Source organism: Coleofasciculaceae cyanobacterium (genome assembly GCA_036703275.1).
Classification (GTDB): Bacteria; Cyanobacteriota; Cyanobacteriia; order Cyanobacteriales; family Xenococcaceae; genus Waterburya.
On the sequence record DATNPK010000089.1, the window covers coordinates 85255 to 109122 of the forward strand.

Consider the following 23868-nt stretch of genomic DNA (forward strand, 5'->3'; position numbering starts at 1 on the left):
TTTAATTTAAAGAGAAGTTAAGTTTATTTATGGTTGTTAATTAACTTCTGGCAATAGCAATACAGAATTATAGCCTGGCTGTAATTAATGAGCTGAACCGTTGCCATCGTATTTATCAGTATCGTAATAGCCTCCTTTAGTGCCAAAAAACAGACAGGCTACTGAAAAAATTCCAGTTAAGATTAATATAATCAGTTTGACGTCCATAGTTCTAAAAACTCGTTTAATATACCTTACAGTTAATATTAATGCGATTTTTGGCAGGCAATTCTGCAAAAAATCTATCGATTAAACTGAATAATTAGCTTATATAGCTTATTTTGCCTCTTCAATTTTCTCTGAAGCTACCTGAGGCATAGAAGCAGCTACGGAGATTTCTTCTACTTCAGGAAGCTTTTCTAATACAAGGCGAGAAGATTGGTTTCCTCCTGAGAGGCGTTTTAATAATTTTGGTCTGGGGTCATGGATCAGATAGTAAATTTCATCTTTGACTTGCCATTCTTCTGCCGCTACTGACACCTGTAGAATGTCTCGGCGTTTTATTAATAGAGGCAACATTTCTCCTGCACGAATTAAAGCTTGGAGATGAGCTGACTTAAACAAAAAATCCGACTCTTTTAAAACTGTTTTTCCTAGTTTTATTTGTCCGTCATTGATATAGCTATTCCATATTTTAACTGGTAATTGAGGAATTAATGCCTGACTAACTTTTGTTTTACTGCTGCTTTCAGTTAAGCTATTTTGAGGAAACGCAGCTAAGACTCTAGGAGGCTGAAACTCTTCTGCTGCTCGTTGAGCTAAAACTAAGTTAACTTCGCCATTGTTAGTTAGAGCTAAAAACGTTCCCATAGATTCAATGCCTGCCTCGGCCAACACTTCAGTATCTAGCGCGCTACTCTGAAACACGGGTAGATTATCGGCTTCTGCTTTTTTACAGGCTTCAGGATCGGTATCAATCATCACTACAGATTCTCCTAGCTGCTGAAACAACCGACCCATAAAACGACCCAAGGCATCACAGCCAATAATTACTGCTCCTTTAGCATCGCTGGAGGTAATCTTTAGCCATTTAGCGACCCACCGCGCTGTTAATCCTTGAAAAAAGACAGTCATCAAAATAGTCAAAAAGACTAGAGCTTTGATGGCATCTCCACCGTTAATACCTTTTTCAGTTAATAAAATGGCAAATAAAGAAGCTACAGAGGCAGATACGATACCTTTGGGCGCAATCCAAGCCAAAAATAGCTTTTGTCGCCAGTTCATGTTGCTATTCCAGGTGCAGACAACAATACTGATCGGTCTTACTACCAGCATGAGAACCCCAACTGACAGCACGCTTCCCCATCCTAAGGCGAAGACACTAGCAATAGATAGATCGGCAGCTAGCAAAATAAATAATACGGAAACACACAGAACCGTTAGCTGACCCTTGAATCTTTTCAGCAATCTTTCTTCAGGTATAGCCGAAGCCTTAACTACGATACCAGCTACCACCGTTGCCATTAAACCAGATTCACTCCGCAAACTTTGTGAAAGACCAAATAGTCCCCATACTGCTGCCAAAACGACTAGATTTTTTAGTTCGTCTGAAAGACTATTCGCTTTTTTGAGCAATAGTCCTAATAACCAGCCTCCAAGTCCACCTACCACCGCTCCAATTCCCAAGCGTAGCAGCAGACCACTCATGATATCCAAAGGCGCAGCATTAGTATTGAGAATCGTATTTAGTACTACTACCGCCAAGATTGCGCCAACAGGATCGATTAGTACCCCTTCCCCTTCTAAAAGAGTTGCTACCTGCCGATCTACTCTTACCTGCTTCAGCAAGGGCCCGATTACGGTCGGTCCTGTCACTACTACCAAAGAAGCATAAAGAAATGCAATTGACCAAGGAAACTCGGCTAGCCAATGAGCTGCCATTCCTCCCCCCACCAGGGTAATTAAAGTACCAACGGTTACCAAGTTGCGTAAACTACCTGATACTTTGCCCAGTTCTCGTAGTTCTAGATTCAGTCCTCCTTCAAACAAAATGATCGCAACAGAAAGAGCAACTAATACTTCTAACCCTACTCCCAAATCATGAGGATGAAGTATGTCTAATGAATCCGCACCTAATAAGATGCCGAACAACAATAAAAAAACAATACTGGGAACTTGGAAATATTCGGCTACTACTTGTGCGCTGATACCTGCAAGAACGGTAATAACTATTTGTATGGTAATTTGAAAAGATCCTTCCATAAGATAAGCAAAAAATTAGCGTTCTTTGCAGATTGTCGGTTAAATTGTTAAATAAAATAGATTGCTCAACTTTGTAATAGTTATTTCATTTTATTTACCATTCGAGTATATTTACTATGCTCAAAACTTGATAATTTTCAAATTAAACTGGTTACTAATTTTAACTTAGTCGAAACTTGTTGATTGACCAGTATTTTAGCATTTTAGTCTCAGATTGCTCTGCCAGCTCCTTCAACCGCAGAGCAGGGTTAATCGACGGAACTTATTCACCTTCTAAACTTAAGCAGCGATAAAACTTATTAAGCTGGTTGTCAGAAGATATTTTTCTGGTTAAAGGATAAATTTTGGCTAAGACCTGGTAAAGCTTATCATAGCGATTAGTAAAAAATGAAAATTTTTAATGTTTTTGGATTGGCTTCGTCAGTACCAACAGAAAAAGATAGACTAATGAAGGTTAAGCTGATCATGAGCTTAATTTTTGTTTGTTCACAAGAATGCTGTCTAATAATTTAGAGACTGCTAAGCAGTGTAAAAGGTAATATGTTTGGGTAATTGCAATAGGTCAAAGTAAAATTAAATCTTACTGTCATCAGATAAAAATACGTTTTAATCTTCATATTTTGGGCTCTTACCAACATGAATCGGAAATACAAATAATTATTTTTTCCTGCTGTTCTAAAACTTATGTCATCTCACCATATATCTATTTGGAGTCGCTCATCTAATAAACTGCGCCAAAGTGAAATTCGGCTAGAATGCTTCTGTCTTTCTGGTTTATCAATAGCAGCATTAGTTTTATTTTTAGTAAATTTGGCAAACTTACCTCTATTAGATCCAAACGAAGCAACGTTGGCGCAAGTTGCCAAAGAAATTTATCAAAGTACAGCAACGTTCAACTGGGTTTTTCCGACTTTATGGGGTGAGCCATATTTAGCTCAACCACCTCTGGTGCACAATTTAGTAGCGATCGCCTATAGTATTGGTGGTGTTAATGAATTTACAACTCGGTTTCCAGGCGCATTACTTGGCGCTGTCTCGGTTATCTTAATTTACAATATCGGGCGCGAAATTTTCATCGCTCGTATTCCTGCCTTGTTTTCGGCTTTGGTATATCTAACTTGCTTGCCTGTAGTGCGCTATAGTCGCTTAGCAACTTTAGATGGTCCCCTACTCTGCTTTGAGCTAGTGACAATTTGGGCTGTTTTGCGATCGCGTCGCGATGTGAGATGGGCTTTGGTTACAGGCATTGGTTTGAGCTTAATTAGCCTGACCAACGGGTTGTTTGGTTGTCAAATTTTGCTAATTAGTTTGCTGTTTCTGCTCTGGGATACCCCCAGATTGGTAACCTCAGCCTATTTTTGGACAGGTCTAATTTTAGGAGCTATTCCTGGAGTTGTCTGGTATGTCGCTCAATGGTTTCGTTATCACGAATTCAAAACTACGAAGGATTTAATCGAGCTGTTTTTAGCTCAGACTGTTTCGACGAGCGTGGAGCTGGGATTGCCTGTCGGATACAATTTACTACAGGGTCTGCAATATTTTTTGCCTTGGATCATAGTCGGGTTTACCAGTTTAACTGTAATTCAGCAAAATTTTCATTGGGGATGGGGTAAACTACTAGCTGTATGGATCGGAGGATATTTGATCCTTGGGTTTTTAGTGATTCATCAAGACTTTTGGTTAGTGTTGCCTGTATATCCAGCCTTGGCGTTGGCAGCAGGAAGACAGCTGGATCAGATCGCTAATTTGCCCAGCTATGTTGCTTATCCTCGAAGTTGGATGTATGGATTTGCTCTGATGGCGGTTATGGCTGCATTGGCAGGGTTGAACTGGGGCATTCGTAACTACATTGATTTTTATTTGCCATTTGTTTGTGGCTCACTGAGCATTACTTTTGCTGCGACAGCGATTGTCATTGCCCAACAGGATAAGCAGTTTATTCCTTTACTATTTTGGGGACTTTTTATTTCATTTTTTTTACTGTTCATTTCTCCCCATTGGATTTGGGAGCTAAAGGCAGTAGAGTCGGTTAAACCGATCGCGGAACTAGTTAAACAGTATACTCCGCCTCAAGCAATAATTTATAGTTCAATGCCTTTAGAGCGACCTAGCTTGGATTTTTATAGTGATCGCCAAATAGTTAATCAATCAATCGAGGAACTTAAACAGCACTGGCAAGAAAATGCCACTGTCTATTTGCTAGTTGATTCTCTAGCTTTGAAACAGCTCAATCTTCCGCAACAGGCGATCGCTAAAGACGCTCAGTTTGAATCTTTGGGCTGGATGCTAGCGATTAAAAAACCCAAATCTATTTTGGCTGGACAGCTCAGATAATTTGATTTAGTTAACTAGCGCTCAGAGCAGGCTGCAATTATTAAATACGATTAATCACAAAATAGAGGTTGAACGATCAATAACTTTGTATTCAATCGAACCCCTCTATCATTTTTATTTTATCCAAACTGGCTAATATTTATTTTGCTAACTGTGACAAAATTTAATCAAGGCTTATTCTTCATCATCAACGCCAATTTGTCGCAAATGAATATGCTTTCTACCTAGAGTTATTTCAAACTCATCTCCTTGTTTCAAACTCATTTTTTTGGTGTATGCAGAACCAATCAATAAGTTTCCATTAGATTGAACGCTAATACGATAACTAGCGGAACGCCCACCTCTACCTTGTCCATTAGAAGTGCTATCTAATTCAATTCCTTCTGCATCAATTAGTGCATTAAGGAACTTCATCATATTGACTCGCTCTACTCCGTTTTTGGTGACTGTATAATAGCCGCACTTTTTGGCTTTTTCCTCTTTTGAGAGATTGCCTAGCTCTTTAACTTTATCTATTAATGTCGGACCGACTAAAGGTTGTGGTTGGGTTGCTTTTGCCATTAATTTGAAACAACTAAAAAATTATTTGGTTTACAGTTTTGCACTTAGCTTAAAGTTAGATCGAGCTAAGTTTTTTGACTTTGCTATCTTGATATAAAACTATATTACACTTATTGAGCATAATCAACTAAATTAAAATTTAATTAAAATTTCAGTTGAGCGATCTATATTATCACTGCCGAAAAATAATCTTTATAAGTTTGTCAAAAAATAGCGAATTATTTACGTAAGTTTTACTTAAAATTAAGCAAAATAATAATGAAGTTAACTACTCGTGGCCACTATAGTGTTAAGGCATTATTAGACCTTAGCTTACAGCCTGAATACCAACCAACATCTGTAAAAATGATTGCCCAAAGACAAGATTTACCTGCACCATATCTCGAAAAATTATTGATTGAAATGAGACGCGCTGGCATAGTCAAATCAGTCAGAGGAGCGAAAGGAGGCTATCAGCTAGCAGACAAACCAGAGCAAATTTCTCTAGGCAAAATTTTAGAAGCTGTAGGAGAAAGTATTGAACCTTTACCTAATCACTCTCCTGATAACAATTTAGCAGAAGATTGGGTCACTTTTAGTTTATGGCAAAGACTACATCAAAAACTCAAAGAGGCATTGTATAGTATTACCTTAGCTGATTTATATTATGATGCTCGCAGTTGGCAAGCTGCCCAAGGCGAAGAGAATAATTTTATTGTTTGACCCAAATAATGCTTATGATTGCTTCAACAAAATCTTTAATTTGTAACGGAGGTTGTCATTGTGGCGCAGTCCGTTTTCAAGTATTAGTCGATCGCTTTACGGTAGAAAATTGTAATTGTTCAAATTGTCGTAAAAAAGGTTTTTTGCATTTAATTGTCCCACCAGAAAATTTTACTCTATTAAAAGACAAGATATCTTGACGAACTATACTTTTAACACTAACTTAGCTCAGTATACTTTTTGCTCAATTTGTGGCATCCATGTTTTTTATCGTCCTCGCTCTCATCCCAAGATGATCGATGTTAATTTTCGCTGCTTAGATGAAAACATAATCGATAAATTTACAATTCGACCTTTCGACGGACAAAACTGGGAAGACAATGTCGCTCAAATTCGAGATGAATGATCCTGCACACTTCATTTTTTCTGCCTTATCGTTTCAATCGGGCTTAATTTTACTATTAGCAGCTATCGCAGATTATCTAATTGGCGATCCTTGGGGATGGCTTCACCCAGTACAGATTATGGGTTGGCTAATTCAAAATTATACTAACCTAGCGCTAAAAATTTGTCCTCTAGGTTGGCAACGTCGTTTTGCAGGCGTGCTGTTGGGCTTATTACTAATTACTGGTAGTGGATTTTCAGGCTGGTTAATCGTGCAGGGTTGCTACCAGGTTCATCCTGGGCTAGGGTTCATCCTGGAAATAGTTATCCTCGCCAGTTGCTTTGCTGGAAAGAGTTTGCGAATTGCAGTGCAGCATGTTTTAGAGTCGTTACAGGTTAATGATTTGGCAACAGCGCGATCGCGTCTGAGTTTATATGTGGGGCGAGATACCGAAAATCTATCTCAACCAGAAATACTTAGGGCATTATTAGAGACAGTGGCAGAAAATGCCGTGGATGGAGTCACTGCACCGCTTTTTTGGGCTATTATCGGCTCTTTTACCACTATAGGTGCTGTTCCTGTGGCATTAGCCTATAAAGCTGCTAGCACCTTGGATTCAATGGTGGGTTATCTCCGCGATCCCTATTTTGATTTGGGTTGGTTTAGCGCGCAGCTAGAAGACCGTTTGACCTGGATTCCCTGTCGTTTGACAGTACTTACACTCAGCCTTTTTTCGGGTAAACCCGCACAGGTATGGGCAATATGTCGCCGTGATGGAGTTAAAGATCCTAGTCCCAACTCAGGCTGGAGTGAGGCTGCCTATGCGGGAATTTTAGGAATACAGTTGGGAGGAAAAAATACTTATCGGGGAGTAGTGAAGGAAAAACCCCTGTTAGGAGACGCGATGGCAACAATTTCTCTAGCCAAGATCGATCGCGCTTTAAACTTGACTCGTTATTGTTTTTTAACTTGGTTGGCGATCGCTTTATTGATTCACGGACAATTTTTACTGTTTGCTGGGATTTAAATTTGACCTTAAGTCAATCAGGCAACAAAAGTCGAGCGCTCGTTTTTAAATAACCTGGTTATTTGGTAGCAACTAATACATATTTTCTACCCAAGGAAAAATTAGAGCGTTATACTATTTCTGATCGATAAAATCACCCTCAACTCACACTGTTTCTGTGTTTTAGCTATGACCAACAGCTAGGGATAATTTATGCCACCAACAAAGTAAACTTAGTCATACACTTTATGACTTATATTCTTGTACTGATATTTAATAATCAATTTCGTACCAGTTGTTTTAGGTATGTAAATAAAGTCAAATCAAACTTGTCTGAGAATAGTTTTTTGGACAGAACATGCGCTATGGCTCAAGAGCCGCAGTTTGTATAATCGCGGTAATCAGATTTATATCTAATATTTATCAGCCCTAGATTCCAATATTACTGGCTAACTTAAGCAGAATTAGTTTTTGCTCAAAACGTAGCGAAAATAGCAATAAACCAGATAAATGTTACACAAACAACAATACTAGTAATATTTGTCTGTTAAAAAATAAGCTGTAGTCTTACTGCTGCTTAAATATAGTTGTGTTTCCTCTCAATGTTTACCAATTCTTGACTACATCTTCAAACAAACTTCACATAAATTAAGTGATCTTGCTCATGCAAAACAAAAGATAAATCGTGCAGGATGATATCAAGTAGATGGTTATCAGCCAGTAACCTAATTGTTCTTGAATGCAATTTAAACTATTGTCCAAAATTTGGGAGTGTTGCTTGATTAGCTCGGATTTAACCAGCATCAAACTAACTATTTCGACATATATAGATAGAGACAATTATCAAACTAACCAATTTCTACCGTAAGCAAAACTATTGGAGTTGAGGAGTCAGCTATGAATTTAGTACAACATACATTCGAGACTTTACACTTGAGTGCCTGGATCGAGCGACAACAACGACAATTACTTTCGTTCCGAATCAAAAAGAGCAAAATTGATTTGCTTTCCCCGCTACGCAAATGCTTAGATGGAATTGAGATCGACAACAGTGCTTTTGCTCATCGCATTTGCCGCTTAATTCCCAGTCAGTGTCCCTTTGAACGTGAGATTAGGTTATTGAATCTGACTATCTTAAAGATTCCTCCTATGTGTAAACTCAACCCTCTTTACAATGAAATAATTGCCTTGCGTTTTCGGGCAATTTGTTATTTAGCTGATACGTGTGGAGAAGATATTAGCGTCTATTGTTGAGATGGATTAGAATATTAATCATCTTTTTCTCGTGAACCGACAATCGTGGCAATAATTGCGCTCAAAGCCTGGTATTTAGAACAATACGAACCAATCAAAAAAGTAATCCAGCAGCCTTGCTCCCTGCGCTTGAGCAGAAACAGCCTGCTAAAAACAGGCTTGAGGGCAGATTTTTTAGACGATCGCCTGGAAGTAGAAGGTTCAGACTGGTTTCAACTGTATTTGTCAGGTAAAACGGTCGAGTTTTATATTCAAGGAAGCGGTACTTATTTAGTTTCCAATATTGATTTAGTTTCTCAGGAAATTTATTTTACCAAATGTACCAGCATTTCTGGGTTAGAACCAACAATCTACTATAGTCCTCAGCGTTACCACCAGGCTGCTAATGAAGCTATAACTTCAGCATTGACCGCAATTATTGACGATTTAGCAGCGCGATCGCGCATTCCGCTGACTTTGGAGATTACCCCCCGCAGTTCAGGCTCTCCTTTGCGTTTAAGTAATAGTCAGTTTAGAAAGATCGGTAAAAGCTTGTTGTTAATAGCTGATGTAACTCCTGTCAGCAGTATTTCTGGAGCAGATCGCTCAGAGCTATTGCTAGACTCTAATGTATGTGTAGAACTAGGCTATGGTATCCAAACTAAAGATCATGGTCAAATTTTACTGCTGAATATGGAACGCTCTGACTTAACAGGAGTAATTCCTTTTGATATGGCTGGATATAAGCAGCTGAGCTTTACCAATAAATCGCAATTAGCCAAGAGCTTACCGAAGCTACTCGAAACCTTACTCCAAAGATACAGTTTATTTTAAGCAGAATTCAAGATAATCTGTGACTAAGCTAAATTCCAGGCAAGAATACACAGTGAATAGGTTAAACTTTAATTGAGAACTATTCCTATAAGCTCATAGTTCAAACCTGCCACAACAGCTAAAAATTAATTTTGGCTGCTATCAAAACATAAGATGAATCAGTCAGTAATTCTTCAGCTCAAAAACATTACCAAGACATATCCTCATCGAGCAGTATCTGCTATAGAGAGTCGTCATACGGTAGTTTTAGATGATGTTAGTCTGACTTTGAACCACGGAGAATTATTGAGCCTATTAGGGCCTTCAGGATGCGGTAAAACTACCCTATTGAGAATAGTTGCAGGATTTGAGTCCATATCTCAAGGAACAGTATCGATCGCCGGAAAAGTAGTCTGTACTAACTGTGAATCTTTGGCAGCGGAAAAGCGCAACACAGGAATGGTATTCCAGGACTATGCCTTATTTCCTCATTTAACCGTGGCAGAAAATATTGCTTTTGGTTTAAAAAATCAGCACAAAAACCAAGGTAAGAGTAGATTTTTTCAGAAAAAGTCTCAGGCTCAGATCGAAGAAAGAGTGAGAGAAGTTTTAGAATTAGTTGGACTACGTGCTTTGCAAAAACGTTATCCTCATCAGCTTTCAGGGGGTCAGCAACAACGAATTTCCCTGGCTAGAGCCTTAGCACCTCAACCAGCTTTAATTTTACTAGATGAACCCTTGAGTAACTTAGATGTTCAGGTACGACATCGTTTAAGAGTAGAAATTCGTTCGATTATTAAAGCAGCAGGTATCTCAGCCATCTTTGTGACTCACGATCGCGAAGAAGCCCTAGCTATCTCTGATAAAATTGCCGTAATGCGTCAGGGAAAGATCGAACAGGTAGGGGCACCAGAAGATGTGTATCTTAATCCTGCATCCCGCTTTGTGGCGGAATTTGTGACCCAAGCTAATTTCTTACCCGCTACCAAAAAAGGACAGACTTGGCTCACCGAAATTGGTGAAATAGCCCTATCTCAACCAAAGCTGGGCGATCGCAATTATGCCGAGGCAGAAATTGGCGACTTGATGCTGCGTCCGGAAGATATTACCTTAATTCCCGATCCCGAATCGCAGATAGTGGTTTGCGAAAGGCAGTTTTTGGGTAGAGAATATTATTATTGTGTGTCAACGGCTTCAGGAAAAAGAATTTATGCTCGTACTAATTTAGATCTGGCGCTCGCGCTAGAAACCAAAGTTAGTCTGTCGTTGAATCTAACTTCTGCTCGAATATTTCCTAAATTTGATGGCATAGAAAAACGTTTAGCTTCAGTATCGTTCTAAATTATTAGCAATATAGTCATTCTAAATAGAAACATGAATCACAAAAGCACGGAAATTAATGGGAATGACTATAGTTTTACATTTAGGCGATCGAATTTATTAATTGATAACCAGCTTAAGCGTCAATAACTATCGAACTAACGGGTTTAGCACAACAGGTTAAAACTTGTCCTGGTTCTAAACCGCCTAAAGCATCATAATCTTCTTCATAAGTTACTTCTCCTTTTAAAACTTTAGCTACGCAAGTGCCGCAAGTACCAGCACGACAGCTATTTTCAATTTCAATTTCTGCTTTCTCTGCTGTATCCAAAATATATTCATTCTCAGCGCAAGCTGCTTCTTTCCATGAGTTAGCAAAAAATACTTTGGTTGCCGTAGTAGAACTGGCTGATGATTTTTCAGGCTTGGCTTGAGGAGCTTCTACTACAGTTTGAGGTTGTTCGATAACCACACCATCTTTTAGTTTGGCGTTAAACTTCTCAATTAATAAGCTCCGCAATGTGGCTTTAAGATCGTCAACAGCAACACCCTTGTCAATTACAGTTCCCAACTCAGCATCTTTGCCAACTTTACCTCCAGCAAAGATTTTTGCTCCTTCTACCGCTTTACCGTCTTTACGCACTTTAGTACCCATCAAGCCAATATCTCCCGCCTGGGGTTGTCCGCAAGAGTTGGGGCAGCCTGTCCAATGAAGACGTACGCGGTTAGGGATATCTAATTCTTGGTCTAGTTCTTGAGCTAATTTCAAAGCTCTTTGTTTAGTTTCAATTAAAGCAAAATTGCAATACCGCGCCCCCGTACAGGAAATAACCGAGCGAGTTAAAGTACTGGGATTAATGGTAAATTGCTCTAGCAAAGGTTCACTGAGAAAAGTTGAGATATTTTCCTTAGCAATATGGGGAATAATCACGTTTTGCTCGACTGTCAAACGAATTTCACCATTACCATATACCTCGGCTAATCTAGCTAGCTCAAACATCGGTTCTGCTGCCAAACGTCCCATAGGAACGTGCAAACCAACATAGCTATATCCTGATTGCTTTTGAGGGTGTACTCCTAAATGATCTTTTTTATCCTGAGTAATTTCGTCTTCAAGCGCGGCATCAGCTAGAGCTTTACCTAGTTCTTGTTCTATTTCTTGACGAAATTTTTCTACCCCCCAAGTCTCAATCAGCCACATCATACGCGCCTTGGGGCGACTAGCTCTTAAACCTTCTTTCCCACCATTTTCAGTATAGACGGTTAAAATAGCGCGGCACATCTCTACTACATCTTCATCATTAGCGCGAACCCAAACCCCTAATGGAATAGACTCGGCGCAGCGTTGAGCTGATAAATATCCTCCTACTAAAACATTGAAACCTAATTCGCCGTCTTTATAAGCAGGAATAAAAGCGAGGTCGTTTAATTCAGCATGAATTGAATTATCTCTAGCACCCTCGATCGCAATATTAAATTTGCGCGGTAGATTACTAAAAGAATAGTTACCTTCACCATTATTAGTAATCATATCCTGTACCTTCTGCATCATCACGCGAGTGTCGATCAACTCATCGGGATCGATACCCGCCACTGGAGAACCTGTTAGATTGCGTACATTGTCCATTCCAGATTGAATACTGGTTAAGCCTACTTCTTTGAATTTACGGAAAATATCAGGAGTGTCTTCTAAACGGATACCCCGCAGTTGAATGTTTTGCCGAGTGGTAACATCAGCCGTACCGTCTTCTCCATAGCGTTCTATAGCACTTGCTAATACCCGCATTTGTTCGCTACTGACTACACCGTTCGGAACTCGCATCCGCAGCATAAATTGTCCAGGAGTCACAGGACGATAAAAGATACCTAACCATTTAAGACGTGTTTCTAAATCTATTTGATCGACAGCTTCCCAACCGATCTGAGCAAAATGTTCTAGCTCATTTTTAACATCTAGACCATCTTTGGCTGCTTTAACTTTTTCCACTTTATTGAGTTTAATTTCGGCTTTAATAGTCATAAATCTAAATCTTGATAGGTATAGGTATCTAAGTAAAAGATGAAGAAAATGCAGATGAGGTTGATCGATTGTAGTTGTGAGTCACCAAAATTTTGCTTGGATCTCACAGCGTGTATCTTTGCTTGAATACACTAACCTCAGTCATTTTTCATGGTTAACATTACCCCAAGATTATGTAGATTTGTTTGAATATTTTGTATCTTTAATTACTAAACATAAATAGATATGCAATAAACGCATATAACATATTTATTTTGTAAATTATACTTGAGGAGACAAAGGCTTGCAGAACTTGGCTTATAGAGAAAATTACCAGCTACGGAAACCAGATCAACTGGTTAATAAATTTATCTTAGTTTAGGCGCAACAGAAGCGATCGCACATTGCAGTCAGAAAATTGAGGGTATTACTATGCACACTTAAATCTATACAATACATTTTGGTAAGCAGATCGACTATGATGCAAATTGTGTAATGCAGTCATTGTTACAGTAATTGGTGGATCGGCTTTAGCTGACTCACCTCATTTATATTATCGATTAAGGCGATTGTGATTAATCAACTAAAGTCAATTAGGCAATTTAACTATGATTAGAAGTCGTTACTATTAAAACAATTTTTAAGCAATTTATATTTTAAATTAATTACAGAACGAGCTTATTTTATGAGTATTTCTTTTTTAAAACTCCAGTCAAGTTTTTAAATATTAAATAGTTTTTAACTAGTAGTCAGCGAAACTACCTATTACTAGAAACCTAGATTGATATTTACAGTTAATTAATGTTATTTGAAATGAAAGACATATATTTATACATTGAATTTGAGATTACTAACCTTGCTAGATTTACCTGTTTGCAAAAAATGTTTGCCCAACTAAAAGAGGTAAAGAACAATTGGATGCAGGTTGTCTATTTAGAGCAAAAACAAAATTTGAATTATAGCGATCCCGTAGATAGTTTTGCTTGGAAAGATTATTTAGATGACGAAACTGTGCAGTGGTTCGATAACAGTTTTGATTACGATAGTGAAGAAGGCATAATTTATTGGAAACTTTGGGAATTGACCAAGCCAGAAATTCGTTTGCAACATCCCTTTTTTAAAACTCCAGGTAATTGGTATTTTGAATCTATGTTAGATGCCATTTTTAATGGTGATTACTCTCTAATCGATTTAGTTCAAGAAAAAGATTATCAAGGATGTTTGTATTACAAACCTCGCGTCTCTGCTTTTGGTGGTTCAGATAGTCTAGTAGAATTAATTAGATCCTTTGGTAATCAAGTAACTTACGATTCTTGGCAGGAAAATAGTAATCCAGTCAGAAAATCAGAATGGAATTACCAATTAGCAAAAAAATTGGTAAAGCTAGGTATTGGTTTTACTCCTGAATTGTTATTAAAAAAGACAAAATGAATAAGATCAAAATAAACAGTCATTTGCCAAAACCAGCAATTGAGACTTTAACCAAATATTTAAAATCTCACCCTGAATTAAAATTAGACGATCCAAAACCTACAGTCAGAGTCATGGTAGGTACGCTAAATTATTTTACAATGCTGCAAGAGATGCCCCACGGTAAAGATATTCTCCCTTTAGAAAGCGATCGACCAGTCAATACTTTAACTAGGATGATTACTACCAATAAAAAAATAAGTAATTTTACTTATTTTTGCTTTGATTGAATAATTATCAATGATTAAAAATTACTCACCGTCGTAATTTATTTATTGTTGAAGGTAAGCTGATTAACATTAATAACAATTGAGAATTTAATTTAGCTAGAGTTTAGTTATTTTAACAGTCATTTCAAGATGCCATTGCAGTTAATGATTAACTCTTGCTTAGAGGAAGGAGAATCTTTGCCAAAGGCTAGCATCTTTAGAGGAAAATTACAAAACGCCTGATTAAAACATCTAAATATTAAAAAAGTTGTTAGTTGCCTGCAAATTTTCTAAGACTAACAACTAACAACTAATTAAATAACAGCCTCAACCATTACTTATGTAACATCGAGTTTAATAATGATTTCCTACCTTACGATGGTGAACTGCGGTTAAACCATCTGGATTAGAAACTCGACCTAAATTGACCTGACTATAGACAATCCAATGATCGCTACATTCCATACGGCTGGATACCTCACATTCTAAATATGCCAAAGCATCAGTCAAAATAGGAGAACCGTTAGCTGCGGTTTGAGTTTTAACTCCTGCGAAACGATCTGCACCTGGTTTAAATCGCTTGAGAAAGTGTTTCATCAAAGTTTGATACTTACCTTCTTCCAGGATATTTAAGACGAAGCGATCGCCAACCTGCATCAAAGATTCAATTGCCCGATCTTTAGCTACAGCAATAGTCAATCCAGGTGGTTCAAAACTAGCCTGAGATACCCAGGAAGCCAACATCGCGCTACTTACATCTCCTTTAGTCGCGGTAATAATGTACAGTCCACCACTCAAGCGTCCGATCGCTTTATCTAAATCGCTGTCGAGAGATTTCATTTGCTTGACTAAATCCTTACGGGTGAGGAGTTGTCCCAAATCAGTTCCTGACTCTTCACATCTCTGATAGTCAGCTTCAGTAGGTACATCTTTGATCCTGATCGCGGGGAAGCCAGGTTTTAAACCCGCCTCGCGAAACTTAGTTAATAGTGGATCGATGGGTTCGTCATCATCACCGTAGGATTCAAACATCCCAATCATCTGTTTTTCTTTAGATGCAGCCAAAACTGTACCTAAATTAGCAGCAATGTCCTGTTGCTTTTTGCCACCCAACGGCGGCATACCAAGCACAATACCCACAGAACGATTAACGATTTCGTGGACTTCAGTATTGTCAGCCGAGCGCAAATCGACCATTTCTACTGCCACACCAGTTTTGGTAATGCCTTTGGCAATTGCTTGGCTAATGCGATCGCTGTAGCCATAATCGGAGACATAGAATACCGCTACGCTCTTTTCTGCCTTAGTTTGGGCTTTACTCCAGTTACGATAGCGATCGAGTAATTCTTGAAGGTTGTGGCGCAATAAAGGGCCATGTCCATTAGCGACAGTCTTAATTTCGCTCAGCTGATCCATTCGCTTCATTGCCGAAAGTACAGAGCGAGCATTAGGTCCCATTAGACAGTCATAATAAAAACGATAGTCTTTTTCAATTGCCTTAAGATCTTCGTCGTAGATAGCATTGGAACAGTAGTGCATCCCAAAGGCATCACAGGTAAATAAAATACCTGACTTGTGGTCGTAACTAAAAATAGTATCGGGCCAGTGTAAATTAGGCGCATTAACAAACTCAATTACATGACCTTGACCTAAATCAATTGTCTCGCCATTTTTAACGATCTGTTGTGCAAAAGGCTGGTGTACTAAATCTTCTAAAAACTTAATTGCCATTTTGGCAGCAACTACCGTCGCTTGGGGTGCAAGTTCCAGAAAATCTTTGACTAGCCCACTGTGATCGGGTTCAGTATGACTAATAATCAGGTAATCAATTTGTTGCGGATCGATTAAACCCTGCAAAGTATCTAAATACAGCTGGCGAAATTTAGCGTGGGACGTATCGACTAAAGCAATTTTATCACCACGAATTAAATAAGAATTATAGGTCGTGCCGTTTTGTAGACCAAACTCGATATCAAAGCGATCGCGATCCCAGTCTAGGGAACGAATTGCTGTAGTATCAGGGTCAATCTCGGCAGTTTGAATACTTAACCTTGGTTGGGTTTTAATTGGTGTTGCGACCATAGCCCCTCTTTTAACTTTTATTAAATTTCTTTACTCTTCTTCATTGTGCCACGACTTTTTAATCTGTAATCAATACTTATTTATCACAATGTTTGGTTTTATTTATGTGATGAGAAAATGGGGATCGAGTCATAGAGATAGAGATCTAGCCAATCGTCCCCAAGCGAGAAATACTAAGCAGATTTAACGTTAGCCGCCTTCTCGACTAAATTTAGAACATCATAACGGCTCAGCTTGGGTTTACCAAGTGCGATCGCATCTAAAGTACCTTTGGCTAATATATAAGGAATTTGGCAAAAACTCAAAGCTGGACTGCCTTTGGGCAAAGCTTCAACATATAAATCAGCCTGCTTTAATTGGCGACGAGCATAGTGTTGAACATCTATATTTGTCCAGCCTTCAGGAATAAAGCTAACCCCTCTTTGAGAATCTTCTCTTTGGTTACGAACAATATTCACCGCCTGTAAACCGCGTCCAAAAGCGATCGCATATTGGCGATTAGTTTTGGTATCATCGTACCAAGCCCACAAATCTGATAGCAATAAACCTACAGCTCCTGCTACGCTAAAGGTATAGCGATCCAAATCGGCTTCGGTGCTAATTGTCCAGTTATGTTCTGCCCAATATGCCATTCGATCTGCCATCGCTGCGGTAGCATCCCAAATTCGGGGAGCGATCGTGTTAGGGGCGAGACTTGCCCAGTCCCCAACACATAAACTAACCTCTGGCAAAACGTTACTATAACAAGCTAAATCTGCGCCAATACGAGCATAAGCTTCAACATCGGTCATTTCTTGCATTCTCTGGCTAATACTACGCAGAAGTTCGGCTTTGGTATGATTGTCAAGATCTGGAGTGTCTTCTATTTCATCAATTGCACGCATACAGAGATAAGCTGATGCAACTGCATCTTGTAGCTCTTTTGGCAAGCGGGCAATAGGAATGTAAAATGTCCTACTAGTTTGTTTTAGGGTTTCTAATGCCCTGTTCTGCAAATTCATTAGATCCGCTACTCCTCACACTGATCAACAATCACAGTAATCGTTGTCGTTTGCTCAAATCTGGAGATTGAACGACGCAAATGATTGTGACTTATCGAAAAGCATACACTGAAAATTTGATTTCTAGATGAGAAGAGCATAAACTTTTTAAGTTGATTATGAATTGTCGATGGTTAATGCTTGATCGCTAGTTGCTGTTTTACCTAGTTCACAGATATGAGAAAGTCTATTTATGAGAAGATATAAAATCTAATTAAATCATTGATAAAAATTTTTTTTAATTATGTCTAATACCTATAGCGTTGAAATAAACCATCAGGGTAAAACTCAAACTATTCAAGTTGCAGAATCACAAAATATTTTAGAGGCAGCGACGAGTGCTGGTATTGACCTACCTTATTCTTGTAGTGCTGGGGTTTGTACTACCTGTGCTGCTCAAATTCTTTCAGGAGAAGTCGAACAAAGTGACGGTATGGGCGTCTCTCCTGAATTACAAGCAGAGGGATACGCTTTGTTGTGTGTGTCATACCCCCGTTCTGATATCAAACTAGAGTCTGGTAAAGAAGATATTGTTTACGCCAGACAATTTGGTAATCAGTAATTCATGATTGAAACTTTTGATTTATACAAGACTTAAAAACCCAAGACATTGGTGGATACGTAATGTTTTGGGTCATGGCGATCGCCTTTTTCTGTATGTCCACTAAAATTTTGGCGATCGCCATTCTAGATTTGAGTAGATGCAATTTTTTAAGGATCGAGAGGACTTCTTACTCCTTTACGGAAAAGGAGCGTAAAGCCACTGTCTTTCAAAACGGTGGATATAAGCGACCGACAGATTTCAAATCTGTCGAGCCAAATTTATTTGGCAGTTAGATATTCATGGTATACTATTTTACGTAGCAGTTCAACTACGCAATTCATGTTCATTTTAGAATATAAGCTTAGAGGTAAACAAAAGCAATATCAAGCGATAGACGAAGCTATTCGTACAGTTCAGTTTGTACGAAATAAGTGTCTTCGCTACTGGGAAGATGGTTCTGAAGTAGGTCAGAAAGATATCTACAGATATGTAACCCAACTCAGAAAAGAGTTTGCTTTTGTAAAATCTCTTAACTCTACCGCTTGTCAACAAGCTTGCGAAAGAACATGGACTGCAATATTGAAGTTCTACACTAACTGTAAAAATAAAGTTGCGGGAAAGAAAGGGTATCCTAAGTATTCTAAAAAAACTCGTTCGGTTGAATTTAAAAAATCTGGCTGGAAGCTAGATAGAGAAAGAAAACGATTGACTTTCACTGATGGTAACAACATTAATGAGATGAAGTTGATTGGAAGCAGAGATTTATTCTACTTTGCCGAATGGCAGATTCAGCGAGTAAGAATAGTTCGACGAGCAGATGGCTATTTTGCTCAGTTGTCAGTTAAGTTAGATCCAAGGGATATAACTCCACAATTGAAGCCTACTGGTAAAGCAGTTGCGATCGACGTTGGACTCAGGTACTTTTATGCGGACAGTAACGGTGAAACTGTCAATTGCCCTAAATACTATCGCAAATCCGAACGTAAGCTAAACAAATTAAATTACCGAAAGTCGAAAAAGTTTGTTCGAGGCAAACCTGCTTCTAATAACTATATAAAAGCTAAGAAAAAATACGCCAAGAGACATTTGAAGGTAAGTAGGCAGCGAGAAGAGTTTGCCAAAGAAAAGGCACTCCGTTTAATTCAATCTAACGATTTGATCGCCTACGAAGATTTAAAAGTTAAAAATCTTGTTCGTAATAAAAAATTAGCTAAAAGTATCAATGACGCTGCGTGGTCACAGCTAAGGAAATGGATTGAGTATTTTGGATTAAAGTATGGCAGGTTAACAGTTGCCGTACCTCCACACTACACATCATCTGATTGCCCCAATTGTAGCAAAAGAGTGAAAAAATCTCTTTCTACTCGCACTCATGTATGTGATTGTGGCATTGAGCCTATGGATAGAGATTATGCTGCATCATTGAATATTTTGAAAAAAGCTACGATAGGGCATATCGGAAGCTGGTCTAATGAAATATTAGATCTAAACGCTTGGGGAGATTCGACCTCTATCTTGGTTGGTGGCAACACCTGCGAGGGTAAGTCAAATCGCTGAACCAAGAATCCCCTGATTTTTAATCGGGGGAGTGTCAATGATTATATGGTCAACTAAGCTACAATCGGCTGCAAGAATGCAGTTAATAGCTGGGAAAATATTTAATGGTTGGTTACTTAGTTTTTCTAACAATCTATGTTGGGCTGTATGCCTTGTTCGCTCTAGGGCTGAATTTACAGTGGGGTTACGCAGGATTAATTAATTTTGGTCATGTAGCTTTTATGACTGTTGGCGCATATACAACAGTGTTGTTAAGTTCACAAGGTGTCCCGCTGATAGTAGCAGTTATTGCTGGAGTGGCGATCGCATCATTGCTCGGATTATTGATTGGGATGTCTACCCTCAGATTACGAGAAGACTATTTAGCCATTGTCACCATCGGAGTTTCTGAACTATTACGTCTAGTTGCTCTTAACGAAGAATGGTTGACCGAAGGATCTTTTGGCGTTCGCGGTTTTCCCTTACCTCTAGAACGTTTCGATCCTAATCTATTTCAAAAATATATTTTGATTGGCATTTTAACTTTATTAGCAATCTTCGCAGCTTGGCAACTGTGGCGAGGTGGGCGATCGCAATGGCGCGAAGCTAAAGACATTCAAGGCAAAAGCTATCAACCAACTAAAGCAGCCAGTCTAATCGTTTGGGGCATTGTGGGAATAGCAACGGTTTTAACTATATATATTAATGGCTGTGCTGCTTTACTAAACTATAACTACAAAGCTGGCTTAATGCTGTTAGTTTTAATTGCGGTAGCCGTTACTTATTGGGGATTAGATTTGCTGGTCAAATCCCCTTGGGGTCGAGTATTAAAAGCAATTCGCGAAGATGAAGAAATTGCTACAGCTTTGGGTAAGAACGTTTTTTGGTATAAGCTACAGGCGTTTATGCTGGGTGGTGCGATCGCAGGTGTGGCAGGAGCGTTTTATGCTTGGCAACTCACTACTATTTACCCCAGCAATTTCGAGACTCTAGTTACCTTCAATGTCTGGACGATGGTGGTTTTGGGTGGTGCTGGTAAAAACCCTGGGGCATTGTTAGGAGCAATTATTTTCTGGGCTTATGATGCCTTGACTCGCTTTTATTTGCCAAAATTGGGCTGGTTTAATAGTTCAGAAGAAGGAGCTTTTCGCGTCATGATCATCGGCTTAATTCTGATGATTTTAATGGTGTGGCGACCTCAAGGAATCCTGGGGAGGAAAGAAGAATTAACCTTAAGCAAGTAAAATACTGGGCAAATACTATTGGTATAGTGCCATCAAACTTCGTGAGAAGAGCTAATAGTTAAAAGCTATTAGCTCTCAACTATTAGCCAATCAATAAAATCGTTAACTATGATTGCTGTTGATTAGCATCAATATTACGCACTAAATTTCTACAGCCAGCACAATCACAACCATAAAGTTTAATTGCCTTGTCGCCTTCGCGGTCTATTTTGGCTGCTGTTTCGGCATCGTATTCATTGCAGCTACAGTCGGCAAAAGGATAGTCAGTTTCACTCTTGGGAATTTCAGCAATTTGGTTGTCTAACTCAGGAGCAGTAAAAACATACTCTCTGGCATTAACCGAATTTGCACTTAGTAAAGATAAAGCTACCGAACCAGAACAGCCTAATGTAGTAAGTAATTTTTTGTTCATTAGTTACTCCTGATAAATTAAAAATCAATTATATCCTGCATTAAATTAATTCTTGGGTAGCAGCTTTACATTACACAAAATTTTCAGGTAATTTCAGCATATTTTTGCTAAAGATTCACATTGGCAATCAATTGCCAATCTTGACCACTGAGAAACTGTCGGATGGCTGATAATTTTGGCAATTTTCATTTGGCAATAAGTACCGACTAAAATCAAACCTTGCAATCAGCAAACGGCCTTAATAGTTGATCAAGAGTGTTTAAAGGGTGAAAATAGCTTCGATTAATAATTATCAGCTTCAATCCAGCACTGTCAATAATCTCTGACAAAGATCTGTCTGATTTAAATTCTAAATTGTTTAGCTTGGCGGTCAATTCTTCGCTAAAAATGCTGAGAAATTCAGCGGTGCTTTCTCCTGAAAAAGCTTAATAATAGATAGCTGGAGTTTTCAAAGAATTATCGTTAGCTTCGAGAAAGCTCTGAATAATATCAAGGCTACTAAAATCAAGATCATCGAAAACCAGTCCATTTTCGCGATTAATTAGCTTATTTTTTAACCAATTGATCGCTAATTTTCTGCTTGATAGTTCGACCATAAAACCAAAGTTAAAAAAATAATGGTAACCTAAAATAAATTTTAAGCAAACTACAAAAAGATATACGGTTATTTAATTCTTATTGAACTACAATATAACCAATTATTTGATTCATTATTTTAATAAATATTTCTCGGTCGAAGTACTAAAAAATAACTGTCTGTCCTGATTATTCAGCTTTAACAACCAAATAATGTTGCCTTTTAAATCAATAAAGTTAAGCTATAAGTACTAGAATTACTTTGATTATTGGTTCGGTGTTAGAACTAAACCTAGAACTAAACATTTCTAGTAAGATTAAGCGATTCTTCTGAATTTAAGTTTCTCAGCCGATCGCTCAAATCCCAAGCGGGTTGCAGTTGTCCTGGTTGAAAGGTGCGACTCATGACGACATAGATTGAAGTACGATCGCAACCGATATCTGCTGCCACCACATTATCCCAAGACTCGGCAGTAAGGCGATCGTCAATCTGCCAATGCCCGTTTTGCCAAGACAAGCGACGAGAGAACCTAAATGGGGTTTTTTGTTTGCCTGTAATCAGAATTTTTTGTAAGCTACGTCGAATTAAATTAGGAAAATAACGCCCCAAAGACAACATTACTACTCGCAGAATAATTAAGTTCTTCGGGTTCATCTGCTTTTGTTTCGCCCAGCCAAGATTACCCACGATCGCAATTTGATCGGTGCTAAGGTGAACTTGATAATTATCTACCAAATGTCCCACTGCGTTTCTTCGTTTATTGCCATCCTGCACTAACAAAGAAAATTGAGTATCCGAAGCAACTAGCTGATTATCGCGAAATATTTTAAACACACCGCCTTTATTGAGGGCTAAATACAGTTCCGTATTGTCTCGGCGATCGATTAAAATACCCCCTTGTTTTAAATGAATCGTGCCAGAAGTACGAGGCTGTAAAGGGGGACGACTAGGGATAAAGTCACGCCAGGCTAAAAGATAATTCCAAGTATGATGTCCAATAATGCGATCGTCGGCATAGCAAGAGCCTAAACCATTGGCTAACCCCTGCAAAAAGCGGTCATTAATATTTAAAGCGACTGGTAGCCATTTACCTACTAGCTCAAATCCATGAGGGAAGAAGTTATAAGTATTGCGACTGGTATATTCTCCACCATAAGAACCATCGGGATGCACAAACTCCGCCGCTAACTTGACTGCTGAGGCGATCGCCTGTTTCAATCTTTCACTCTGGTTTAATTCATATAGCCGCGCCAAACAAGAAATAGTTAGGGTATGATATCCAGGATCGCAACCTTCATACTCAACAAACCAGCCTTCAGGATTTTGCCAGGACAATACCTGTTCTAAACGCTCTTGCTTACTAGCATCCCAGCGATCTGTTTTAAGTAGTCTGCCGACTAACTCCAGACAAAGTACAATTAAAGCCTGATGATTAGTTAGCCGTCCGCTTTCTTGATGTTTTGCCAGCCAGTCTGCCCGTCTGCGGAAAAAATTCAGAACTGCTTCAGAATGCTCTAAGCTCATCAAATTAGTACTTTCTAGACAGGCAAGTAAAGAAAAAGCGGCTGCGCCTGCTGCTCTTTCATAGGGAAAATAGTCATCACATGAACCATTAGCATGACTACTCCAGTAAGCATAATTAATTCCTGCTTTAACCCACTCCTCAATCATGGGCTGCTGATAATAAATATTTCCTGGAAGATTGCAATGATACGCCAAAGCTAGCGGATAAACAAACTCCTGAGACATTCCCGCCGGAAAATCAATCACCTTATATTGCCAAAAAGTGCGATCAAAACAACCATAGGTGGGGCTATGAGGATTGCGATCTAAAAGAGTCAAAATCTTGGGAATCTGCGCCAGGGCTTCGCGAGCGAATAAATCTCTGTTACTCATGGAATAGCTGTTAGCTGTTAGCTGTTAGCTGTTAGCTGTTAAAAATCATCCTGCTAATTTTGGCATAAAAATACTATCTTTAGTTCAATAGTGCGATCGCTCTGACGTAGGTTCGGCAAGATCTATGTATGTAATTTTGTGTCTTTACTACTTAATTGTGCAACGTCGATAAAATGCGATCGCGCAATATATACTCAGTAAATTGCTAAATGATTTACGTCTGTTGAAATGCTCGTAGATCACAAACATATCGATTTTATCTGG

At 38.7% G+C, this 23868-nt stretch carries 22 protein-coding genes; 14 read left to right on the top strand and 8 right to left on the bottom strand.

The window, feature by feature from the left end; translation table 11 throughout:
- Positions 1-84: 84 nt before the first annotated feature.
- Positions 85-207: a hypothetical protein gene (locus V6C71_16980; protein HEY9770156.1), complete on the bottom strand. Its 123-nt coding sequence runs from the start codon at positions 205-207 to the stop codon at positions 85-87.
- 108 nt (positions 208-315) lie between these two features.
- On the bottom strand, positions 316-2241 hold the full coding sequence (locus V6C71_16985) for a cation:proton antiporter (GenBank protein ID HEY9770157.1): 1926 nt from the start codon (positions 2239-2241) through the stop codon (positions 316-318).
- A gap of 684 nt (positions 2242-2925) precedes the next feature.
- Here V6C71_16985 and V6C71_16990 point away from each other — a divergent pair.
- Entirely contained in the window at positions 2926-4575 is a 1650-nt protein-coding gene (locus V6C71_16990) for a glycosyltransferase family 39 protein (protein HEY9770158.1), read from the top strand.
- Positions 4576-4749: 174 nt separating this feature from the next.
- Here V6C71_16990 and V6C71_16995 read toward each other — a convergent pair whose 3' ends face one another.
- Complete coding sequence (locus V6C71_16995; protein ID HEY9770159.1) at positions 4750-5136, bottom strand: AbrB family transcriptional regulator; 387 nt, start codon at positions 5134-5136, stop codon at positions 4750-4752.
- A 258-nt stretch (positions 5137-5394) separates the two neighbouring features.
- On the opposite strand from V6C71_16995, the gene V6C71_17000 reads away from it, so the two are divergent.
- The 7 genes from V6C71_17000 to V6C71_17030 all read left to right on the top strand — a co-directional run bounded on the left by V6C71_17000 (position 5395) and on the right by V6C71_17030 (position 10616).
- Positions 5395-5838 carry an Rrf2 family transcriptional regulator gene (locus V6C71_17000; protein ID HEY9770160.1) on the top strand — a complete coding sequence of 148 codons (444 nt, stop codon included), beginning with the start codon at positions 5395-5397 and terminating at the stop codon, positions 5836-5838.
- Between the two features lie 14 nt (positions 5839-5852).
- Entirely contained in the window at positions 5853-6038 is a 186-nt protein-coding gene (locus tag V6C71_17005; protein HEY9770161.1) for a hypothetical protein, read from the top strand.
- Positions 6035-6244 (top strand): hypothetical protein, encoded by a 210-nt coding sequence (locus tag V6C71_17010; GenBank protein HEY9770162.1) that lies wholly within the window; start codon positions 6035-6037, stop codon positions 6242-6244. Before V6C71_17005 ends, V6C71_17010 begins: the two co-directional genes overlap by 4 nt.
- Positions 6219-7250 carry an adenosylcobinamide-phosphate synthase CbiB gene (gene cbiB / locus V6C71_17015; protein HEY9770163.1) on the top strand — a complete coding sequence of 344 codons (1032 nt, stop codon included), beginning with the start codon at positions 6219-6221 and terminating at the stop codon, positions 7248-7250. The genes V6C71_17010 and cbiB overlap by 26 nt, the downstream gene beginning before the upstream one ends.
- Positions 7251-8126: 876 nt before the next feature.
- On the top strand, positions 8127-8483 hold the full coding sequence (locus V6C71_17020; protein ID HEY9770164.1) for a Mo-dependent nitrogenase C-terminal domain-containing protein: 357 nt from the start codon (positions 8127-8129) through the stop codon (positions 8481-8483).
- A gap of 45 nt (positions 8484-8528) precedes the next feature.
- Positions 8529-9296, top strand: coding sequence for a hypothetical protein (locus V6C71_17025; GenBank protein HEY9770165.1), 768 nt, complete (start codon positions 8529-8531; stop codon positions 9294-9296).
- 153 nt (positions 9297-9449) lie between these two features.
- Entirely contained in the window at positions 9450-10616 is a 1167-nt protein-coding gene (locus V6C71_17030) for an ABC transporter ATP-binding protein (GenBank protein HEY9770166.1), read from the top strand.
- Between the two features lie 115 nt (positions 10617-10731).
- On the opposite strand, the gene V6C71_17035 is transcribed toward V6C71_17030, so the two are convergent.
- A complete protein-coding gene (locus V6C71_17035; protein ID HEY9770167.1) occupies positions 10732-12615 on the bottom strand; it encodes a ferredoxin--nitrite reductase in 1884 nt (627 codons plus the stop codon).
- 792 nt (positions 12616-13407) lie between these two features.
- On the opposite strand from V6C71_17035, the gene V6C71_17040 reads away from it, so the two are divergent.
- Both V6C71_17040 and V6C71_17045 read left to right on the top strand, forming a co-directional pair.
- Positions 13408-14025, top strand: a complete 618-nt coding sequence (locus V6C71_17040; GenBank protein HEY9770168.1) for a hypothetical protein — start codon at positions 13408-13410, stop codon at positions 14023-14025.
- Positions 14022-14294: a hypothetical protein gene (locus V6C71_17045; GenBank protein HEY9770169.1), complete on the top strand. Its 273-nt coding sequence runs from the start codon at positions 14022-14024 to the stop codon at positions 14292-14294. Before V6C71_17040 ends, V6C71_17045 begins: the two co-directional genes overlap by 4 nt.
- Before the next feature lie 333 nt (positions 14295-14627).
- Here the strand turns inward: V6C71_17045 and V6C71_17050 are convergent, their stop codons facing one another.
- Both V6C71_17050 and V6C71_17055 read right to left on the bottom strand, forming a co-directional pair.
- Positions 14628-16355: a diflavin flavoprotein gene (locus tag V6C71_17050; GenBank protein HEY9770170.1), complete on the bottom strand. Its 1728-nt coding sequence runs from the start codon at positions 16353-16355 to the stop codon at positions 14628-14630.
- 173 nt (positions 16356-16528) lie between these two features.
- Positions 16529-17356 carry a phytoene/squalene synthase family protein gene (locus tag V6C71_17055; protein ID HEY9770171.1) on the bottom strand — a complete coding sequence of 276 codons (828 nt, stop codon included), beginning with the start codon at positions 17354-17356 and terminating at the stop codon, positions 16529-16531.
- A 283-nt stretch (positions 17357-17639) separates the two neighbouring features.
- Between V6C71_17055 and V6C71_17060 the strand changes: the two genes are divergently transcribed.
- The 4 genes from V6C71_17060 to V6C71_17075 all read left to right on the top strand — a co-directional run bounded on the left by V6C71_17060 (position 17640) and on the right by V6C71_17075 (position 20719).
- A complete protein-coding gene (locus V6C71_17060; GenBank protein HEY9770172.1) occupies positions 17640-17957 on the top strand; it encodes a 2Fe-2S iron-sulfur cluster-binding protein in 318 nt (105 codons plus the stop codon).
- Positions 17958-18019: 62 nt separating this feature from the next.
- A complete protein-coding gene (locus tag V6C71_17065; protein HEY9770173.1) occupies positions 18020-18232 on the top strand; it encodes a hypothetical protein in 213 nt (70 codons plus the stop codon).
- A 46-nt stretch (positions 18233-18278) separates the two neighbouring features.
- On the top strand, positions 18279-19496 hold the full coding sequence (locus V6C71_17070) for a transposase (protein HEY9770174.1): 1218 nt from the start codon (positions 18279-18281) through the stop codon (positions 19494-19496).
- Positions 19497-19600: 104 nt separating this feature from the next.
- Positions 19601-20719, top strand: a complete 1119-nt coding sequence (locus tag V6C71_17075) for a branched-chain amino acid ABC transporter permease (GenBank protein ID HEY9770175.1) — start codon at positions 19601-19603, stop codon at positions 20717-20719.
- Between the two features lie 106 nt (positions 20720-20825).
- Here the strand turns inward: V6C71_17075 and V6C71_17080 are convergent, their stop codons facing one another.
- Both V6C71_17080 and V6C71_17085 read right to left on the bottom strand, forming a co-directional pair.
- Positions 20826-21131: a hypothetical protein gene (locus V6C71_17080; GenBank protein ID HEY9770176.1), complete on the bottom strand. Its 306-nt coding sequence runs from the start codon at positions 21129-21131 to the stop codon at positions 20826-20828.
- Between the two features lie 874 nt (positions 21132-22005).
- Complete coding sequence (locus V6C71_17085; protein HEY9770177.1) at positions 22006-23604, bottom strand: hypothetical protein; 1599 nt, start codon at positions 23602-23604, stop codon at positions 22006-22008.
- Positions 23605-23868: the final 264 nt, after the last annotated feature.

Bases quoted from the DNA above. Each gene is read 5' to 3' on its own strand.
- V6C71_17020 (HEY9770164.1), top strand. From the start codon at position 8,127: ATGAATTTAGTACAACATACATTCGAGACTTTACACTTGAGTGCCTGG.
- V6C71_16985 (HEY9770157.1), bottom strand. From the start codon at position 2,241: ATGGAAGGATCTTTTCAAATTACCATACAAATAGTTATTACCGTTCTT.
- cbiB (HEY9770163.1), top strand. From the start codon at position 6,219: ATGTCGCTCAAATTCGAGATGAATGATCCTGCACACTTCATTTTTTCT.
- V6C71_17075 (HEY9770175.1), top strand. From the start codon at position 19,601: ATGGTTGGTTACTTAGTTTTTCTAACAATCTATGTTGGGCTGTATGCC.
- V6C71_17060 (HEY9770172.1), top strand. From the start codon at position 17,640: ATGTCTAATACCTATAGCGTTGAAATAAACCATCAGGGTAAAACTCAA.
- V6C71_17070 (HEY9770174.1), top strand. From the start codon at position 18,279: ATGTTCATTTTAGAATATAAGCTTAGAGGTAAACAAAAGCAATATCAA.
- V6C71_17040 (HEY9770168.1), top strand. From the start codon at position 13,408: ATGAAAGACATATATTTATACATTGAATTTGAGATTACTAACCTTGCT.
- V6C71_16990 (HEY9770158.1), top strand. From the start codon at position 2,926: ATGTCATCTCACCATATATCTATTTGGAGTCGCTCATCTAATAAACTG.
- V6C71_17085 (HEY9770177.1), bottom strand. From the start codon at position 23,604: ATGAGTAACAGAGATTTATTCGCTCGCGAAGCCCTGGCGCAGATTCCC.
- V6C71_16980 (HEY9770156.1), bottom strand. From the start codon at position 207: ATGGACGTCAAACTGATTATATTAATCTTAACTGGAATTTTTTCAGTA.
- V6C71_17050 (HEY9770170.1), bottom strand. From the start codon at position 16,355: ATGGTCGCAACACCAATTAAAACCCAACCAAGGTTAAGTATTCAAACT.
- V6C71_17030 (HEY9770166.1), top strand. From the start codon at position 9,450: ATGAATCAGTCAGTAATTCTTCAGCTCAAAAACATTACCAAGACATAT.
- V6C71_17045 (HEY9770169.1), top strand. From the start codon at position 14,022: ATGAATAAGATCAAAATAAACAGTCATTTGCCAAAACCAGCAATTGAG.
- V6C71_17005 (HEY9770161.1), top strand. From the start codon at position 5,853: ATGATTGCTTCAACAAAATCTTTAATTTGTAACGGAGGTTGTCATTGT.
- V6C71_17080 (HEY9770176.1), bottom strand. From the start codon at position 21,131: ATGAACAAAAAATTACTTACTACATTAGGCTGTTCTGGTTCGGTAGCT.
- V6C71_17000 (HEY9770160.1), top strand. From the start codon at position 5,395: ATGAAGTTAACTACTCGTGGCCACTATAGTGTTAAGGCATTATTAGAC.
- V6C71_17035 (HEY9770167.1), bottom strand. From the start codon at position 12,615: ATGACTATTAAAGCCGAAATTAAACTCAATAAAGTGGAAAAAGTTAAA.
- V6C71_17065 (HEY9770173.1), top strand. From the start codon at position 18,020: ATGTTTTGGGTCATGGCGATCGCCTTTTTCTGTATGTCCACTAAAATT.
- V6C71_16995 (HEY9770159.1), bottom strand. From the start codon at position 5,136: ATGGCAAAAGCAACCCAACCACAACCTTTAGTCGGTCCGACATTAATA.
- V6C71_17055 (HEY9770171.1), bottom strand. From the start codon at position 17,356: ATGAATTTGCAGAACAGGGCATTAGAAACCCTAAAACAAACTAGTAGG.